This window comes from Solirubrobacter ginsenosidimutans, from assembly GCF_027587205.1.
In genome coordinates, this window is the sequence record NZ_JAPDOD010000002.1 from 446,414 (window position 1) to 464,442 (window position 18,029).

Genomic DNA, 18,029 nt, shown 5'->3' on the forward strand with positions numbered 1-18,029 from the left:
CTACAAGCGCTGCAGCGCGCGGGCGACGTGGCGGTGGCCGACCGTCTCATAGCCCAGGATCGTCACCGCCGGCACGAGCGTGAGCACGAGCAGGCAGATCGCCACGCTCACGCCCACCGCCGCCAGCGCGACCGTGAGCACGAGGAGCGCGGCCGAGCCGGCGAGCAGGCCCAGGTGGAGCGCGTCGTGTTCGCGCAGCAGGACCGAGTACAGGCCGTAGATGGCCAGGATGAAGATCCCCACCGGGATGGTCACGCTGAGCACGATCGCCGTCTCGGAGATCTCCACCTCGCCCTCTAGGGCGAAGGCGGCGACGTGGAGCCCCGCGCCCATCGCTGCCAGCGGGGCGAAGATCAGGAAGTGCCCGTAGCCGAAGACGAACATCCGCTGCCGCAGGCGGGCGAGCGGCTCGCCCCACGGCAGCGCGAAGTACACCCACCAGCAGCCGAACGCCAAGCCCACGCCGGCCACCGCCAAGAGCGCCGCGTCGAGCGTCCAGCCCGCCTCACCGTGGACGAGCGCGTTCAGCGCCGCGACGGTGCCGATGATCACCTCGCCGAGCGTGATGATCACGAGCAGCCCGTAGCGCTCAGCGATGTGCTCCGCGTGCCACGGCGTCTGGGCCTTGCGCTCGGCGAGGAACGGGCCGACGACCTCGAGCGCGAGCAGCGCACTCATCGCGACGAACGTCGTGGCGATCGGGAGGTCGAGGAAGACCAGCGCCACCCAGCCGGCCTGCGCGATGCCGATCGTCGTCATGTACGACCGTGCCGCGGGCGCTCGCACCGGGTCGTTCCGGGACACCTGCCACCACAGGAACACGAGCGCGACGCGCATGACGACGTAGCCCGCGACCATCACGCCGTTGTCGAGCGTGTCGCCGTGGTCGATCGACTCGAACATCTGCGGCAGGCCGAGCGAGAGCACGATCACGCCCACCATCTGCACGAACGTCGCGAGCCGGAACAGCCAGTCGTCGGTGTCATACGCCGATGCGAACCACGAGTAGTTCACCCACGCCCAGATGACGGCGAAGCACGCGAAGACGAAGCCGCCGATCCCCGCCCACGCATGGCCTTCGGCGATGAAATGGGCCAGCTCGTCCGCCGCGGTGCCGAACGCGACCACGATCGTCAGGTCGTACAGCAGCTCCAGTGGCGTGGAGGCGCGGTGATCTTCCTCGGGGTCGCGGCCGCTGAAACGGCGCCGGCGGTGGGCCACCTGTTGAGACATCGCGGCGGATTCTGATCGAACGGGCAGATGAGAACCGTCGCCGAACCTCTCATCTCCATGTAGCGTCGCCGCATGGCCAGTTGGACTACCGCGGACATTCCCCGTCAGGACGGCCGGAACGCCGTCGTGACCGGCGCCAACAGCGGGCTCGGCTACCACGTGGCCCGCGAACTCGGCCGAGCCGGAGCACACGTCGTGCTCGCATGCCGCGACACGCGGCGCGGGCAGGAGGCGATCGGGCGGATCCTCGCCGACGTGCCCGGGGCGGACCTCGAGGTGCGTGCGCTCGATCTCGCCAGCCTGGCGTCCGTGCGCGCTTTCGCTGCAGCCGCGCCGGAGCGGATCGACCTGCTGATCAACAACGCCGGCGTGATGGCGCCGCCGTACCGCACCACCGCCGACGGCTTCGAGCTGCAGTTCGGCACGAACTACCTCGGCCACTTCGCGCTCACCGGGCTGCTGCTCGAGCGCCTCGAGGCCACCGAGGCGCCGCGGGTCGTGACCGCCGGAAGCAACATGCACAAGCTGGGCAAGCTCACCTGGGACGACCTGCAGAGCGAGCGCAAGTACCGCAAGTGGAGCGCCTACAGCGCGTCCAAGCTCGCGAACCTCTTGTTCGCCTTCGAGCTCCAGCGCCGCGCGACCGCCGCCGGCTCAAAGCTCCACTCGAGCGCCGCGCATCCCGGCTGGGCCGCGACCGATCTCTACGTCAAGGGCGCGCGCGTCGGCAACGCCACGCTCCAGGAGAAGGTCATGTCCATCCCGACCCGCTACCTCGCGCAGAGCAGCGCGAACGGCGCGCTGCCGACGCTCTACGCCGCGACGGCGCCCGGCGTCCCACCCGGGGCGTACACCGGGCCGAGCAAGCGGATGGAGACCGTCGGCCCCCCGACGCTCGTCAAGGGCAACGCCCGCTCGCGCGACGAGGGCGACGCCCGCCGCCTCTGGGAGGTGTCCGAACGGCTCACCGGCGTCCACTACGAGTTCGAGGCCGCCAAGGTGGCCTGAGCGCGACGCTCAGCGGACGCCGACGGTCTGGCGCTCCGGTTCGATCACGGCGACGACGCGTTCCTCTTGCCGGGAATAGGGCGCGCCGATGTACTTCATCGAGATCCGGTCGATGATCTCCCAGGCCGCGTCGCCGTCGAGCCATTCGACGACCCGCCCGCGGATGACGACCGGCGAGAACGGGTTCTCGACAGGCGCGATGGACAGGGCCATCCGAGGGTCGCGGCGAAGGTTGCGTGCCTTCAGTGAGTGCGGACCGGTGAGGAAGACGACCTGGTCGCCGTGGGTGTCGACCCAGAGCGGCACCGTGTGGGGCGAGCCGTCAGGCAGCACGGTGGCGAGATGGGCGATCGAGGTGCCGTCGAGGACACGGCGCACGTCGGGGTCGAGCAGGGTCATTCCTCCGCCTTTCCTAGTTCCTTGAGGAGACTCCGGAACCGTACCAGGCGAAGTTCCTTTAGGGAACTCCGATTGCTACGCTGGCGGGCATGCAACGCACGAACTTCGGCGAGATGGCGTGTTCGATCGCGCGTACGCTGGACGTGATCGGAGAGCCTTGGTCGCCGCTGATCCTGCGCGACGTGTGGGTCGGGTTCACCCGGTTCGAGCAGATCCAGTCGGACCTCGGCATCTCGCGCAAGGTCCTGACGGAGCGGCTGAACCACCTCGTCGAGCATGGAGTGCTCGAGCGCCGGCCCTATGACCAGAGGCCCCGCTACGAGTACGTCCTGACGGACAAGGGCACCGAGCTCGTCGACATGCTGATGGTGATGGTCGGCTGGGCCGACAAGTGGCTCGCCGGTGAGGCGGGTCCTCCGGTCCTGTACCGCCACCACGCGTGCGGGGAGATCAGCCACGTCGACCTGCGCTGCGCGCACTGCGGCGAGCCGATGCACGCCGGGGACGTCGAGCTCCTTCCCGGCCCCGGCGCCGCGGCCTGACACTGACGGATGCACCCACAGGCGCTCAGCGAGGAACGGCTCCGCTCGGTCGATCACCCGCGGGAGGATGCCCCGCGTCAGCTGAATGGCTCGCCGGCCCGCGCGCGGGCGGCCTGGCGGACCAGGTGGTCGCGCTCGGCGACGTTCGTCGCGCGCCGGGAGGCCTCGGCGTACGCCGTGGCGGCGGCGGGCAGGTCGCCTTCGAGCTCGTGCAGGTGGCCGCGCACGGCGTGCCACCGGTGGCGGTCGCCGAGCACCTCGTGCAGCCGATCGGTCTCGAGCAGTCCCGCGGCGGGACCGTGGACGTGGCCGACCGCGACCGCGCGGCCGAGCATGGCGGCGGGGTCCTGGCGCACCGGGTCGCCGGCGAGGGCGATGAGGTCGTCGTACCAGGCGAGGATCTGCGGCCAGTCGGTCTCCTCCGCGGCGGCCGCGTCGTCGTGCAGGGCGGCGATGGCGGCCTCGATCTGGTAGCGCCCGGGGCGCTGGACGGCCAGCGCCGACTGCAGGACGCGCACGCCCTCGGCGATCTCGCGGGTGTCCCACAGGCCGCGGTCCTGCCGGTCGAGCGTGACGACGCGGCCCTTGGAGTCAAAGCGCGCCGGGAGGCGCGCGTGGTTGAGCAGCATGAGCGCGAGCAGCCCACGCGCCTCCGGCTCCTCGGTGGCGAGGGTGAGTTGGCGGGCGAGCCGGATCGCCTCGCGCGCGAGGTCGACCCGGTCCGTGTGGCCGGTCGAGTAGATGAGGTAGAGCACGCGCAGCACGACGGCGAGGTCACCGGGCTGGTCCAGCTGGAGTCCGCGCACGGTGCGCTTGGCCCGGCTGATCCGCTGCGCCATCGTCGCCTCCGGCACGAAGAAGGCGTCGGCGATCTCCCGCGTGGTGAGGCCGCCGACGGCGCGCAGGGTCAGCGCCACCTGCGAGGCTGGCGCGAGGTCGGGATGGCAGCAGCAGAAGAGCAGGAAGAGCGTGTCGTCGCCCTCGTCGGCACTCGCCCCGTGGCGCGGCTCCGCGTGGATCTCCTCCTCGCGGCGGTGGCGGGCGGCCTCGCTGCGGCGCGCGTCGACGAGCCGCCGGGTCGCGACCGTCGCCAGCCACGCGCGCGAGTCGTGCGGCGGGTGCTCGGGCCACACCCGCAGCGCCTCCAGCAGCGCCTCCTGCAACGCGTCCTCAGCGGCATCGAAGTCCTCGCCCCGGCGGACGAGGCTCGCCAGCACCCGAGGGACGAGGGCGCGCAGCGCGCCCTCGTCCAGCCACCGCGCCGGCTCCTCGATCACGCCGCGTCAGTCGTCTGAGGGCGCTCCCACATGATCTCCCGGACGTCGATCCACTCGTACATCGGCTCCCCACCCGGCCCGGGCTCGGAGGAGACGTAGGCCGCGAGCTCGACCGCGCGCTCGTACGAATCGACGTCGATCATCCACCAGCCGGCGACCAGGTCGCTGGTCTCGGGATGCGGGCCGTCGGTCGTGACCGGCGCGGCGTCCGGGCCGCCGTAGCGCACCCACGTCTGCGCCGGCGCGAGTGCCCGCGTGTCGACGTATTCGCCGTTGGACTCCAGCAGCTCGCTGACGTGATGCTGGAAAGCGACATGCGCCTCCACGTCCTCCGGGGCCCACTCGTCGATCGGCGGCACCTTGCGATGCTGCTCGGGGCCGCCGCGATAGTGCTTCAGAAGCAGGTACTTCGGCATCGTGTTCTCCTGGTGTCCTGGGCCGCGCCTGTCGCGGCCCTTCACCTGGTGAGCGGAGCCGGCCGGCGCTTCTCGACATGGAATCACTGATTCCCGCGGCGAGAGCCTCTACGGCTGAGACCTAGAGATGCCAGAAGCGACGGAGTGCCTGCTCTTGCGCCCTCTGCATGCCGCGAATCCAGGCGTCGAACTGCGGGTCGTCCTGCGGGCCGAAGTAGGCCGGCTCCGGGACGGCGAGTGTCTTGTCGATCCGGTCGCCCTTGAGGTCGCGGCACAGCTTCTCGAACTGGCCGCCGTCCAGGTAGTCGACCGTGACCTCCAGGCCGGCGATGCAGACGCCGGCCGAAGGCGGATTCGCCAGCAAGTCCTTGCGCAGGTCAGCGCCGGTGTCGAAGCGGGCGTACTCGACGAGCGGCCCGGCCATCTCGCAGGTGATCGTCGCGTGCTCGGCGGCGCTCGGCCACGTCGGCTTCTCGGAGATCACGACGTCCGCGCAGCTCGGGTCCCAAGCGATCATGCCCTTCACCCGCTCAGCGCCCGACTGCGGCCTGAGTACGAGCCACGCGCCGACGGCCAGCGCGGCGACCGTGAGCGCGGCGACGAGCTTCCTCACGCTTGCGCAGCGTAGAACGGATTTCGGGAATACGCAGTTCTGGCTGCGAACGCGAGCAGGGCGGAATTTGGTTCGATTAGAAGACAACGCCGCGCCGAAGTGGTTCGGAGACAGTACCACTCAGCTGGTCGACATGTCTAAGCATGTGGGCGCTGCGCCGGGTGGGGGTGCTGATCGCGACGGTCGTCGTCGCCGTGTCGCTCGGGCACGTCCTGATCGCGTCCTCCGGTGACGACGACACGCTCTCCACCGCGGTCACGACGACCCCTCGCCACCTGATCGACACGTTCCTGCACTTCGACCTCGGCGCGACCCCCGGCCGCCGCTGCGGCAAGCAGGACGACCTCCACCCGCACTTCCCGGGGTGCGCGTCCTACAGCCCGGGATCGATCGCGCAGATGCTGGTCGAACGCGTGCCGGTGGACCTCATGCTGCTGACGATCGGCGTGCTCCTGGGTCTGCTCATCGGCGTCGCAGGCGGACGCTTCTGCGCCACCCACCCGGGCTCCCACCGCTCCCGCGCCCTGCACGTCGCGACCGCGCTCCAGCTCTCCATGCCCGTCTTGTTTCAGGGGCTGCTGGTCATCGCCTTCTTCTCCTCGAACGTCAGCGACTTCGTCCGCCTGCCGTTCCTGTCGGGCGAGGGCGACTACGTGCCGCCGCTCCAGGACCCGATCCAGTTCTTGAAGGCGATGTGGATCCCGTGGCTGCTGGTCGCCTTCCCGCTGTCGGCGTTCGTCCTGCGTATCACCGAGGCCTCGCTGCGCGAGGACCTGCAGGAGGATTTCGTGCGCACCGCGCGCGCCAAGGGGGTGTCCGAGCGGCGCGTCGTCAACCACCACGCGCTCCCGGTCGCCGCGCCCGGGATCGCCGCCATCACCGGCGTGAACGTCTCCACGACGCTGATCAACGTGGCGTTGATCGAGTACGTCTACGGCATCCCCGGCATGTTCCGCGTGACCAGCAACGCGGTCCACGCGCCCGCCGACGTCGCCGTCCTGGAGGGCCTCGTGCTCGTGGGCGTCGTGCTGGTCGTTGTCGCCAACGCGCTCGCCGACGCGGTCCAACACCGGCTCGACCCGCGGGTGCGCGTGTGATCCGGCAGCTCCGAACTCATCCAGTCGCTGCACGCCGGCGTCCGAGGAGCCGCATCGCGTTGAGCGTGACGAGCAGCGACATGCCCATGTCCGCGGCGACGGCCATGGCGTAGTTGCGCGCGGAGCGACTGACCCGTCAGACTCGGCGGGTGGCGGCTCGCCTGCTTGTGCTGATCGTTGTCGCCGCGCACTTGATGGGCTGTGGCGGCGGCCGGAAGACGGACGAATCTCGCCCGCGGCCTGCGGTCACGCTCGTCGGCGTCGGTTCTGGCGAGCTGATCGATGTCGGCGGGCGCGACATCTATATGGAGTGCGTCGGGTCCGGCAGTCCGACGGTGCTGCTGGAGGCCGGTTTCGGCGGCTCGTCCCGCAACTGGAACTCGGTGCTCCCGCTGCTTGGCCGGACGACTCGAAGTTGCGCGTACGACCGGGCCGGCCTGGGCGAGAGCGACGCGATGCCCGGGGTCCACGATGCGGGCGACGAGATCAAGGATCTCGAGCGGCTGCTCGAGCGTGCACGTATCGAGCCGCCATTCGTGCTGGTCGGTCATTCATACGGCGGGCTGCTGGCTCGCCTCTTCGCGTTCACCCACCTGGACCAGACCGGCGCCGTGGTTCTGGTGGACGCCGAAGGCCGCGACGCGTGGAGGCGCGGACTTGCTGCGTGGCCGAGATCGCTCGAGCCCAAGCTGCGGCGCTCGATCGCCGAGCGGACCGTGCTCAACGGCGTCGACATGAAGGCGAGCGCTGCGCTCGCCGCCAGCATCCGGTCACTCGACGACAAACCCTTGGTGGTTATTACGCCTGCTCGGGAGCGCCTGTTGTTCAAAGGGCTCCCGGCCACGGTCTACCGTCGATGGGATCGCTTATGGCGTGTGACGCAGAACGAGTTGACGACGCTCTCGCCCGATCACGCCCATGTCCTCGCCCTGGGCAGCGACCACTTCATCCAGGACGATCAACCGATCGTCGTACTTCAAGCGATCCGCGCCGTCGTACGCGCGGTCCGAGACCACGCACCCCTCCCCCCGTGCGAGCGCGTGTTCACCGGCCCGGACGTGCGCTGCCTCGCCTAACCGCACCACCGCAGGAGTGGGCGTCTGCATAAGTCCCGTTCGAGGGCCCCTCCACCGCAATCGCCGCAACGTCACCTGGCTCAAGACTGGGGTGCCACGCACGACATTCTCAGAGCCAGCGCGCTTCGAGGTTGGGTCGGCGATCACGATCTTTCGCGTGAGGAGACATCTGCAGGCCACGCTCGCCCCGCCGGCCCACCGGGTCTCAAGCTGACCTGAGTCGACTTATGCGCGATATCAGGGTTCGCGCCGGATTGCGATCAGGTGCGCACGGCTCGAGATGGCGCGTACCGCCCTAGAGCGGCGCGTTCAGCCGCACGTCCCAGCCCGCGGTGACGAGCGGCGGACCCGCGACCGGCAGGTAGGAGACCTGGACCTTGGCGAAGTCCAGGACGACGTGCTCGAGCAGCGGTGAGACGCCGGTGTCGCCGCCCTGCTGGTACTCGCCGACGCCGAGGTCCTGGAACTTGTAGACGAGGAAGCCGTCGCCGTTGCGGCCGGAACGGCGGAAGCTGAACGTCGCCTGCGGGATGCGCTGGCCGGTGGCCACGTGCTGCAGCAGCAGCGGCGAGGACTTGTCGTAGGCCTTGGTGAAGCTGATCGAGGAGAAGGTCACCTTGCCGGGGCCGCCCTCGGTCGAGGAGTTCTTCGCGCCGAATGCGAAGGACTTCACGTCGATTTCGCCCGGGTGCGACGGGTCGGCGCTCTCGCCCGGGATGCCGTCGAGCTTGAGGAAGACGGGCGTCGTGCCGGCCTGGCCGGGGATCGTGGTCGTGTTCGAGTCGGCCTGGAGCGGCGGACCGGGGTCGGCGATCGCGTTCGTCGCGCCGATGGCGAGCATCAGGGGGACGGCGACGAGGGCCACGCGGCGCGCGAGGCGGCGCCGGGTCGAGAGCTGGGGCATGCGGCCGATGATGGGAGCACCAGCCGCCGCCGACAATCGGGAGGCGACCCCGGAGTTAGCGCGTCGGTCGGCCCGGGGCGATCAGGCCGGTCTCGTACGCGTAGATCACGGCCTGCACGCGGCTCGACAGCTCGAGCTTGGACAGCATGCGCCCGACGTGGCTCTTGACCGTGCTCTCCTCGAGTTGGAGATGGGCGGCGATCTCGGCGTTGGTGCGCCCAGCGGCGATGCCGAGCAGGACGTCGCGCTCGCGAGGGCTCAATGAGGCGAGCGCAGGGTCTCCGGAACGCGCGGGGACGGCGGAGACGAACTGGTCCAGCAGCCGGCGGGTGACCTCGGGCGCGATCAGCGCGTCGCCGCGCGCGACGGCACGGACGGCGTCGATGATCAGCTCGGGCGCGGAGTCCTTGACGAGAAAGCCGGCGGCGCCGGAGCGCAGCGCCTCGAACACGTACTCGTCGAGGTCGAAGGTCGTGATCACGATCACCTCGACGCCGGCGACGTCGCGCAGCCGGCGCGTCGCCTCCAGGCCGTCCATGCGCGGCATGCGAATGTCGATCAGCACCACGTCGGGCTGCCGACGCTCCACCTGGCCGAGTGCGTCCAGCCCGTCCACGGCCTCGCCCACGACCTCGATGTCGGGCTCGCTCTCGAGGATCATGCGCAGCCCCTGGCGGGCGATCGCCTGGTCGTCGGCGACGACGACGCGGATGCTCACGCCGCCGCCCCCAGGGGGAGCCGCGCCCGGACGGACCAGCCCCGCGGCTGGGCTGGGCCGGCGTCGAAGTTGCCGCCGACGATCGCCACCCGCTCGCGCATCCCCTCGATCCCGCCGCCGGCTCCGCGTCCCTGGGCGCCGACGCCGTCGTCGACCACGGCGATGCGCAGCTCCTCGTCGCCGTATTCGAGCTGGACGCGGACGACCGCCGCGGCGGCGTGGCGGACGACGTTGGTGAGCGACTCCTGGACGACGCGGTACGCGCAGACCTCGATCTCGTCCGAGAGCGGGCGCTCTTCGCCCTCGCGTCGCAGCTCGACCGCCAGCCCGGCGTCGCGCGCGGGCGTCAGCAGCTGCTCGACGTGCTCGAGACGCGGCGTAGGCGCGCGCGTCGCCGGCTCGGACTCCCGCAGCACGCCGAGGGCGCGCCGCGTCTGGCCCAGCGCCTCGACGGTCAGCGCGTGGATGCGCTCGAAGTGCACGCGCGCCGCGGGGTCGGTCGTCGTGCGCCCGGCTCCCGCGGCCTGCAGCGAGATCGCGCTCAGGTGGTGGCCCGTGATGTCGTGCATGTCGCGAGCGATCCGGAGGCGCTCCTCGGCGACGGCGCGTTCGACGTCGCGGTCGCGCAGCTCCTCGATCCGCAGCAGGTGCTCCCGCGCTTCGCGCGTCCGCGCCCGCTCGGTGCGGATCGCGTCCCCGATCACGGCGGGCAGCGCCCCGAAGGCGAAACCGCCGATCGCGCGCAGCGTCACGCCCGTGCCTTCGAGGTTCGCCGCCGCGGCGCCGATCATGTTGCCGCCGAGGACCGCGAGCACCACCGTCCTGCCGCGGCCGCTATGGATCGCGCCGTAGGAGCTCATCAGCAGCGCCGCGATCAGCGGGATCAGCATCGCGTACCCCATCCCGAGGCCGATGCCCGACGGCACCAGCGCGACCAGCGCGGCCGGGAACGGATACCGCCGGCGGAACGGGATCGCGGCGCAGGTCAGCACGACGAGGACGCCGCCGAGCAGGTCGGCGCCGTGCGGCTCCACGTCTGAGCCGTTGGGCAGCTCGGCGATCAGGAGGATCACCGAGAGGGCGGCGGCGAGGGCCGCCACCAGCACGTCCGAGCGCCGGAGCACGCCCTCAGCGTATTCCCCGGCACCTCCTCCTAAAGGAGGAATCCGATCGCCTCCTTCGGCGGTCGACGGCGCGCGGCCGCGGGGCGACAGTAGAGGAGAACCTCCCCGGCTTCGACTCCAAGGATCTCCATGGCTACCGTGCTCTACCGCATCGGCCGAACGGCCTTCCGCCGACGGCGGCTCTTCCTCTCCGTCTGGCTCGTCCTGCTCGTCGGGATGGGCATCGGCGCCGCCGCCCTGCGCGGCCCGACGTCCGACAAGTTCTCGATCCCGGGCACGGAGTCCCAGAAGGCGATCGACCTGCTGAAGGAGCGACTGCCGCAGGCCAATGGCGCGTCCGGCCGGATCGTCTTCGCCGCCAAGCCCGGCGAGAAGCTCGCCGAGAGTGACGTGAAGGCCGCGCTCGCCAAGGTCGGCAAGGCGCCCGACGTGATCGCGGTCAGCGACCCCTTCGCCGCCAAGCTCGTCTCGGGCGACGGCCGGATCGCGCTCGCCCAGGTGACCTGGAACAAGAACACGCAGGAGCTCCCCGACAGCGCCCGCGACGCGGTGCAGCGGGCGGCCGGGACCGCCGGCGTCCAGGTGGAGTTCGGCGGTGACGCCGTGGCGCAGGGCGGCGGTGCCGGCGGCATCGGCGAGGGGCTCGGCTTCGCCGTCGCGGCGCTCGTGCTCGCGATCACCTTCGGCAGCCTCGTCTCGGCCGGCCTGCCGCTGCTCACCGCGATCGTCGGCGTCATCTTCGGCCTGCTCGGCATCCAGATCGCCACCGGCTTCTTCGATCTCAACGCGACCGCACCCACGCTCGCCCTGATGCTGGGCCTCGCCGTCGGCATCGACTACGCGCTGTTCATCATCTCGCGTCACCGCACGCAGGTCTTCGGCGGGATGGACCCGGAGGAGTCCGCGGGGCGCGCGGTCGGCACCGCCGGCAGCGCCGTGGTGTTCGCCGGCGCGACCGTCGTGATCGCGCTCGCGGCTCTCTCCGTCGTCGGGATCCCGTTCCTCACCGCGATGGGCCTGGCCGCCGCCGCGACCGTCGCCGTCGCCGTGCTGGTCTCGATCACTCTTGTGCCCGCGATGCTCGGCTTCGCCGGGATGCGGATCGCGAAGGGCAAGAACTTCGAGACCGGTCCGCGCGCCGCCAAGCCGACGTTCGGCGCCCGCTGGGTCGGCTTCGTGATGCGTCACCGCGTGCCCGCCCTGCTGGTGACGATCCTCGCGCTCGGCGCGCTGGCGATCCCGGTCACGCACCTGCGTCTCGGCCTGCCCGACGACTCGACGGCGGCGCCCGACCAGACCAACCGCCAGGCCTACGACCTCGCCACGGAGGCGTTCGGACCCGGGTTCAATGGCCCGCTCACCGTCGTCGTGGACGCCGGTGCCGGCAAGAGCGTGCAGGCGGCCGCCACGACCGTCGCCGGCGAGCTGCGCGGGCTCAAGGACGTCACCAACGTGGGCGCGCCGACGCTCAATCCCGCCGGCGACACGGCGATCATCTCGGTTATCCCCAAGAGCGGCCCGTCGACCCAGGCGACGGAAGCCCTCGTGCACTCGATCCGCGACCGTGCCGACGGCTTCCGCGCCGACGCGCACGCGGACGTGCTGGTGACCGGCCAGACCGCGACCAACATCGACGTCTCCCAGACGCTCTCGAACGCGCTGCTCCCGTACCTCGCGGTCATCGTGCTGCTCGCCTTCCTGCTGCTGACGATCGCCTTCCGCTCGGTGCTGGTGCCGCTGACCGCGGTCGGCGGCTTCCTGTTGACGGTCGGCGCCGCGTTCGGCGCGATGGTCGGCGTCTTCCAGGACGGCTTCGGCGCGGGGCTGTTCGGCGTGGCCGAGGCGGGGCCGATCGTCTCGTTCCTGCCCGTGCTGATCATCGGCATCCTGTTCGGCCTCGCGATGGACTACCAGGTGTTCCTGGTCTCCCGCATGCGCGAGGAGCACGTCCACGGCGCCGCGCCGACGCGCGCGGTCACCGAGGGTTTCCGCCACGGCGCACGCGTCGTCACCGGCGCCGCCCTGATCATGGGCGCGGTCTTCTCCGGCTTCATCCTCGGCGACGACGCGATCATCAAGTCGATCGGCTTCGCGCTCGCGTTCGGTGTCCTCGTCGACGCCTTCGTCGTGCGGATGACGTTGATCCCGGCGCTGATGGGCCTGCTCGGCGAGCGCGCCTGGTGGCTGCCGCGCTGGCTGGACCGTGGTCTACCGCGGGTGGACATCGAGGGTGAGGGCCTCAAGCGCCACCTCAACCAGGAGCCGCAGCCGGTTCCCGCCTAGCTCACCTCCTCGCCGGTGCCCTCCACGCGTTGCGCGGCGGTGCCGGCGAGGGCCTTCGCCAGCTGCGGCGTGAGGTGCTCGAGGACGTAGGGCAGGCTGAGCGGACTCGTGAAGTAGATCGCCCCGGCGGAGCGTGCCGCGGTGTAGACCGAGCGGTGCTCGGCGACGACCGGCAGCTTGGCGACGTCGGGACCTTGAGCAGCTCCTAGACGGCTGCTTGGGCTCAGCGGACAGTCGATGGCCTTGTCTCGGAAGGGCGTGCGCTTGCCGAGGCGATCGAGCGGGCCGTGTGCCCGCTCTACGCAGTTCCGGCCGCACTCGTCGACGAGGTCGTTCAGCACGCCGTCAACCGAGCCCGAACGCGCTCCATCCGCGACGAACACGAGACTTGACCCGGCGATTAAGGCGGGACGAGAGGTCGAGCAGAGGAACGTATGGCGCCCTTAGCGGAACCTGGGCGACGCTGAGCGGCTGACAACGGGTTCGTGAGCGCGCCGAGTCGAGCGTCCGATGGTCCGACAAGATCCGCGGATGCTCTCTGCCGCCGACGTGCTCGACGCGTACGAGGCCTGGCTCGGCCGCCAGGCGTTGGCGCCGCGCACCCGTTCGGCCTATCGGCGCTGGCCACCACAGTCGTCCGAGCACCACGAATGGCGCGGTGTGGATTTCGCGAACCGGCGAGCAGCTATCGGTGCGATCGATCAGCAAGATCGTCACGGCGGTGATGGCGCGGGCGGGAGTCCAGGAGTCTGTGCACGCGCTGCGTCATACCGTCGCGACCCGGCTCGTGCGCGATCACGGCCATGACCTCGTCCTGGTCGCCGACATCCTCGGACACGCCGACATCAAGACCACGCGCCGCTACGCACGCTCTGACCCCGAGCGGCGCCGCGCCGCCCTCGAAGACCTCGCCGACTAACGGCGCTCCCGACGAGGCAGAGTCTTCGGATTCCACCACATAGGAGCACTTTTGAGCATGCGCGAGCGCGCGCCGCGCGCTAACGAGTTTCGTACTCGGAATGCTCGGATGGGGCGCAGCTGGGATCTGCGACACGAGTTGCCCGTCAGTCCACGCGCTAGGGCGACTCGAGCAGGCGCGAATCGGCGGTGACACGGCGCCGCGATCGGCGTATGGTCGCGATGAACCGTCCGTGTGAATCGGGTCGGAGGCTCGTACCATGGCCGTTGCGCGTACGTCGAGGTGGAAGCGTCAGCGGGTCCTGACGATTCTCGTCGGGATGGTATGCCTCGGGGCACCCGCGGCTGCGAGTGCGCAGGAGTCGCCCTTCCTCGCGCGGCCGGAGCGCGTGCCGGTCGACGGCGCGGCGATCTCGGACGTGGTCGTGCTGGACTACGACGGCGACGGGCTCTCGGACATCGCGACGGTCGGTTCGCAGCGCCTGGAGCTCGTGCGCGGGATGGCAAACGGATGGGAGGACGCGCAGAGCGTGACGATCCCGGCGATCACGGACTACGGCAACACCCGGATCGCCGCGGACGACGTGACCGGGGATGGGCGCGACGACATCGTGGTGGGGATCGCGGACGCGGGCAGCGTCGCGATCGTGCGTGGGCGCGCGGACGGGGTGCTCGCCGGTCCGGCCGCCGCCGACGTCTACGCGCTCCGCCCGGCTGAGGGTTCGTTCATCCCCAGGCCGTCGGTTTCGCTCACGACCGGCGACGTCGATCAGAACGGGTCGCCCGACGTCGTGGCGGGCTTTCAGTCCGTAATGCTCGGGCAGAGCTCGATCGAGGTGCTGGTCAATGACGGGCACGGCGGCTTCAGCAGCGGCGGCAGCCTGCCCCAGCCGACGGCTCCCCAGGAGGTGTTGTTGACCCGGTTGGGCGGTGACGCCGATCTTGATCTCGTCGTGGCCCACGGCGGCACGATGTCGCCGACGCCGACGGCGCTCCTCGAGGTGCGCGCGGGCGCCGCGGGGGCGACGTTCGGCTCCCCGACCGCCTATGACGCGGGGAGCGGCGCGGCCGTGCACCTCGCCGACGGGGACTTCGATCACAACGGCGCCGCGGACGTGGTCGTCGGGCGGCTCACGCCGAGCGGCGGGTACAACCCGCCGCCCGCGGTTCTTCCCGGCGGAGTCAGCGGACCGACGCTGGGCGCGCCGGTCTCGATCGGGGCAGCGCCGTTCGACGCGGGCGCGGCGGTGGAGACCGCCGACGTGAACCGCGACGGACGCGACGACGTGGTGGTCGACTCCGGGAATCTCAACGGCCTCGTGAGCCTGCTGGGCACTGACACGCTGGCGTTCACCGCCCGCGGCGGTGCCTACATCTTCCCGCGCCAGTTCGCGGCCTGGACGCTGGGTGACGCGGACGACGACGGCAAGCTGGACCTCGTCACCCTGCTCGGGTTCGGCGCCGAGTCGGAGATCGACATCTACTACGGGCGCGGCCCGGTGCTGCGGCCCAGCGCCACGGTCGTGGACTTCGGGGCCGTCGCCGTCGGGTCCACGAGCGCGGCACTCACCGGCGGCGTGACGAATCAGGGTCCAGGCACGGCCGAGCGCCTCGCACTTCTCGCCGACGGCGATGCCGCCGACTTCGAGCTCGCGGGCGGAGACTGCATCGCCGCCACGCTCCCCGTTGGCGCCGGCTGTACCGTCAGCGCGCGCTTCCGGCCTACCGCTCCCGGCGAGCGCGAGCTCGACGTGGCGCTGATCGCGCCGGACTCCGACGAGGCGATCTGGGTCGCCCTGGCCGGGGTGGGAACAAATCCCGCTCCTGCGCCGACGCCCACGCCCGCGACCCCGCCGAAGCCGTCTGCGCCTGGACCGGCAGCCCCGGGCCTCGTCAGCAAGGGCCGCCCACGGGTCACGGGCAACGGCCGCCTAGACACGGGGTGGACCGCGACCTGCCCACCGGGCACCTCGAGTTGCCAAATCAGCGCGCTCGTCGTCGAGCGCACACGGCCGGGCAAGCGCGCGGCGGTCCTCGTCCGGGCCGGCGTCACGGTGCCCGCGGGCGCCAGCCGGCGGCTGATCGCGAAGCTAACTCCAGCGGGACGGCGCGCGCTGCGGCGATCCAAGTCGCTGCGCGCGACCATCAAGCTGACGGCGACGCGGCCAGGCACTCGCACGCTGACGGTGCAGCGGACCGTCACGCTCAGGCGGGCGACCGGCTCCTGACTCGGCGACTTGGGATCCTGGAGCGCTTGACGCCCGGGAAGCGTTCGGCGTAGGTTCATGATCGCCATGCGCGCGCTCCGTGCCTCGGCTGCAGCGATCCTGGTCGCCATTGTGGTGTGGCCGGCGGCGAGTGTCGCCGGGGCGAGCGCGATCCCGACGGGCGTGCTCGACCAGAGCACCGGCGAGCATTGCTGCATCGCAGTCGGGGTCACCAATCACGACACCGGCGCTGGATTTGTTCGTTCCGCCGCGGCCGAGACCTTCACCGCCGGGCTGGCCGGGTTCCTCGACACGGCGGAGTTGTACATCTACCAAGGACAGGGCCTCGGCGGTCGCTACCGGGTCCAGCTCACGGGGGTCGCTGCCGACGGCACGCCCGACGAGCAGCCACTGGCCACCGCCGTCCTCGACGGCTGCCGGGAGGGGCGCCTCACGTCGGACCCGCCGTCGCGTGTGGTCTTCAGCCCGGCGCCGGCGATCCTCGCCGGCCATCAGTATGCGCTCGTCGTCGAATACGCGCCCGGCACGACAGGGGAACGCGCAGCGCTGTGGAGCGGCGGGGCCATGGACCTGCCGAACGGCTTCCCCTGGGCCAAGGACCGGACCGCCATGAGTCCGGTGTGGAGATCAGTGTGGGCGGGCAAGCCGCTGTCGCTGTTCACGTACGTGTCGGCCGTCCAACCGCCAGCGCTCGCCGGCGAACCCACGACGGTGACCGTGTCGCCCACGACCACACCGATCAGGCGCCTCGAAGACGTCGTGTTCGAGGCGCGCGTCGCCGCCCGTCCCGGACGCGTGCCGACGGGCAGCGTGACCTTCACCGTCGACGGCACGGTCCAGCCGTCGGTCGCCCTCGACGCTGCCGGCACCGCCCGCCAGGATGCGCGGTTCACGAACTCCGGGCCGCACACCGTGACGGCCGCTTACTGCCCGGCGGCGGACCTTGCCTTCGTCAGCAGCGAGGCGACGTCGAGCTTCTCCGTCAGTGACAGCCGCTGGCGGACGCGGACGGCGCTCGCGGCCGAGCCGAATCCGTCGGTCGCGTGGGAGCCCGTCACTTTCGAGGCGACCGTCGCCAACGCCGAGACGGGTGCTCCGGGCCTTGTCGGCCAGGTCCAGTTCACCGAGGACGATGGGACGCCGATCGGTCCCCCTATGGTCCTCGATGGCGACGGCAAGGCGAAGCTGGTCGCCGAGGCCGGCGCCGGGACCTACACCGTGCGGGCGCACTACTTCGGCGACACACTGCACGACGCGAGCACAGCGGCTCTGGTCCAGCGCATCGACCGCGCCGCCACGACGACCACGTTGACCGGCGCGTCCGGCGTCATCCAGGCCGGCCGCCCCGTCACGATCGGCGTCCTCGTAGAGTCTGAGGCCCGCAGCGACGGCATCCCATCGGGAACCGTGCAGCTGTCCGCCGACGGGGCGCAGATCGGGGTGCCGGAGCGGCTGGACGAGGACGGCGTCGCCTTACTGACGGTGACGCCCTCAGCGCCTGGCACGCCCACGATCGTGGTGCGCTACGGCGGCGACGAGGACTACCTGCCGAGCGAGGCCCAGCGGGTCCAGCCGGTGCTCGCACCCACGGTGCCCGCGGCGCCCGTGGCGACGCCCAGGCCTGTGCCACGGCCCGCGTCGTTGACGCGTGCCGACGTCCTCAAGGCGCTGCGGATCGCGCGCACGGTGCCGGTCCCGCGCCGTGGCGCCTTCGCGCTAGGCGCGCTGCAGTCGACGCGCGTACGATCGGTCATCGCGGACATCACCGCCCGTCGCGGAGCCCGCAAGGTGCTGGTGGCCCAGGCGCGGTCGACCGGCACGACCGTCAAGGCGCGCCTCACCGCGGCAGGACGGCGGCTACTCGCGCCCGGCAAGCGGGTCACCGTCCAAGTCGCGCTGACGGTCGTCGACGACACGGACCACACGCTGAGCGTGACGCTCACGAGAACCCTGCGCCGGCGCTGACCGCCCGCAGCCTCAGGCGCGGTCCAACGACGCGTCCAACTCGCTGCGGCCCGCGCGGGCGCGGAGCTCGGCACACGACGGAGTTCGAGCTGGAATACACGCTCGTCACGTGGACCTGGTGGTGGCACGACCCGGGGAAGATCGTCTCTCCCACTTCCTCCGACGCTGCGCCAACGCCTCCGGCCAGAAGTCCAGGGCGCGTGAGCCGCCAGATTCGGGACCTGGCAA

General features: G+C 71.1%; 17 protein-coding genes. 8 read left to right on the plus strand and 9 right to left on the minus strand.

Annotation, left to right across the window (positions count from 1 at the left end):
* Complete coding sequence (locus OM076_RS04610; protein ID WP_270038280.1) at positions 1-1,233, minus strand: low temperature requirement protein A; 1,233 nt, start codon at positions 1,231-1,233, stop codon at positions 1-3.
* Positions 1,234-1,305: 72 nt separating this feature from the next.
* Here OM076_RS04610 and OM076_RS04615 point away from each other — a divergent pair, with 72 nt between their 5' ends.
* Entirely contained in the window at positions 1,306-2,241 is a 936-nt protein-coding gene (locus tag OM076_RS04615; RefSeq protein WP_270038281.1) for an oxidoreductase, read from the plus strand.
* Between the two features lie 9 nt (positions 2,242-2,250).
* On the opposite strand, the gene OM076_RS04620 is transcribed toward OM076_RS04615, so the two are convergent.
* Positions 2,251-2,634: a PPOX class F420-dependent oxidoreductase gene (locus tag OM076_RS04620; protein WP_372517997.1), complete on the minus strand. Its 384-nt coding sequence runs from the start codon at positions 2,632-2,634 to the stop codon at positions 2,251-2,253.
* A gap of 95 nt (positions 2,635-2,729) precedes the next feature.
* Here OM076_RS04620 and OM076_RS04625 point away from each other — a divergent pair, with 95 nt between their 5' ends.
* A complete protein-coding gene (locus OM076_RS04625; RefSeq protein ID WP_270038284.1) occupies positions 2,730-3,182 on the plus strand; it encodes a winged helix-turn-helix transcriptional regulator in 453 nt (150 codons plus the stop codon).
* A gap of 77 nt (positions 3,183-3,259) precedes the next feature.
* Here the strand turns inward: OM076_RS04625 and OM076_RS04630 are convergent, their stop codons facing one another.
* The 3 genes from OM076_RS04630 to OM076_RS04640 form a co-directional block, all read right to left on the minus strand.
* Positions 3,260-4,459: an RNA polymerase sigma factor gene (locus OM076_RS04630; RefSeq protein ID WP_270038285.1), complete on the minus strand. Its 1,200-nt coding sequence runs from the start codon at positions 4,457-4,459 to the stop codon at positions 3,260-3,262.
* Positions 4,456-4,875, minus strand: coding sequence for a YciI family protein (locus tag OM076_RS04635; RefSeq protein ID WP_270038286.1), 420 nt, complete (start codon positions 4,873-4,875; stop codon positions 4,456-4,458). The genes OM076_RS04630 and OM076_RS04635 overlap by 4 nt, the downstream gene beginning before the upstream one ends.
* Before the next feature lie 121 nt (positions 4,876-4,996).
* Positions 4,997-5,488: a hypothetical protein gene (locus tag OM076_RS04640; protein WP_270038287.1), complete on the minus strand. Its 492-nt coding sequence runs from the start codon at positions 5,486-5,488 to the stop codon at positions 4,997-4,999.
* Positions 5,489-5,631: 143 nt separating this feature from the next.
* Between OM076_RS04640 and OM076_RS04645 the strand changes: the two genes are divergently transcribed.
* On the plus strand, positions 5,632-6,585 hold the full coding sequence (locus OM076_RS04645; protein ID WP_270038288.1) for an ABC transporter permease: 954 nt from the start codon (positions 5,632-5,634) through the stop codon (positions 6,583-6,585).
* Positions 6,586-6,734: 149 nt separating this feature from the next.
* Positions 6,735-7,661, plus strand: a complete 927-nt coding sequence (locus OM076_RS04650) for an alpha/beta fold hydrolase (protein WP_270038289.1) — start codon at positions 6,735-6,737, stop codon at positions 7,659-7,661.
* A gap of 295 nt (positions 7,662-7,956) precedes the next feature.
* Here the strand turns inward: OM076_RS04650 and OM076_RS04655 are convergent, their stop codons facing one another.
* The 3 genes from OM076_RS04655 to OM076_RS04665 are packed head-to-tail and all read right to left on the minus strand — an operon-like array spanning position 7,957 to position 10,407.
* On the minus strand, positions 7,957-8,565 hold the full coding sequence (locus tag OM076_RS04655; RefSeq protein ID WP_270038290.1) for an Hcp family type VI secretion system effector: 609 nt from the start codon (positions 8,563-8,565) through the stop codon (positions 7,957-7,959).
* Positions 8,566-8,620: 55 nt separating this feature from the next.
* On the minus strand, positions 8,621-9,283 hold the full coding sequence (locus tag OM076_RS04660; RefSeq protein ID WP_270038291.1) for a response regulator: 663 nt from the start codon (positions 9,281-9,283) through the stop codon (positions 8,621-8,623).
* Positions 9,280-10,407, minus strand: coding sequence for a sensor histidine kinase (locus OM076_RS04665; RefSeq protein ID WP_270038292.1), 1,128 nt, complete (start codon positions 10,405-10,407; stop codon positions 9,280-9,282). The genes OM076_RS04660 and OM076_RS04665 overlap by 4 nt, the downstream gene beginning before the upstream one ends.
* 129 nt (positions 10,408-10,536) lie before the next feature.
* On the opposite strand from OM076_RS04665, the gene OM076_RS04670 reads away from it, so the two are divergent.
* Entirely contained in the window at positions 10,537-12,690 is a 2,154-nt protein-coding gene (locus OM076_RS04670) for an MMPL family transporter (RefSeq protein WP_270038293.1), read from the plus strand.
* On the opposite strand, the gene OM076_RS04675 is transcribed toward OM076_RS04670, so the two are convergent.
* Positions 12,687-13,031, minus strand: coding sequence for a hypothetical protein (locus tag OM076_RS04675; protein ID WP_270038294.1), 345 nt, complete (start codon positions 13,029-13,031; stop codon positions 12,687-12,689). The two genes, OM076_RS04670 and OM076_RS04675, sit on opposite strands and share 4 nt — an antisense overlap.
* Before the next feature lie 272 nt (positions 13,032-13,303).
* Between OM076_RS04675 and OM076_RS04680 the strand changes: the two genes are divergently transcribed.
* From OM076_RS04680 to OM076_RS04690, 3 genes are all read left to right on the plus strand, one after another.
* Positions 13,304-13,609, plus strand: a complete 306-nt coding sequence (locus OM076_RS04680; protein WP_270038355.1) for a tyrosine-type recombinase/integrase — start codon at positions 13,304-13,306, stop codon at positions 13,607-13,609.
* Positions 13,610-13,928: 319 nt separating this feature from the next.
* Entirely contained in the window at positions 13,929-15,836 is a 1,908-nt protein-coding gene (locus tag OM076_RS04685) for an FG-GAP-like repeat-containing protein (protein ID WP_270038295.1), read from the plus strand.
* A 66-nt stretch (positions 15,837-15,902) separates the two neighbouring features.
* Positions 15,903-17,801: an Ig-like domain-containing protein gene (locus tag OM076_RS04690; protein WP_270038296.1), complete on the plus strand. Its 1,899-nt coding sequence runs from the start codon at positions 15,903-15,905 to the stop codon at positions 17,799-17,801.
* The last annotated feature ends 228 nt before the right edge of the window (positions 17,802-18,029 follow it).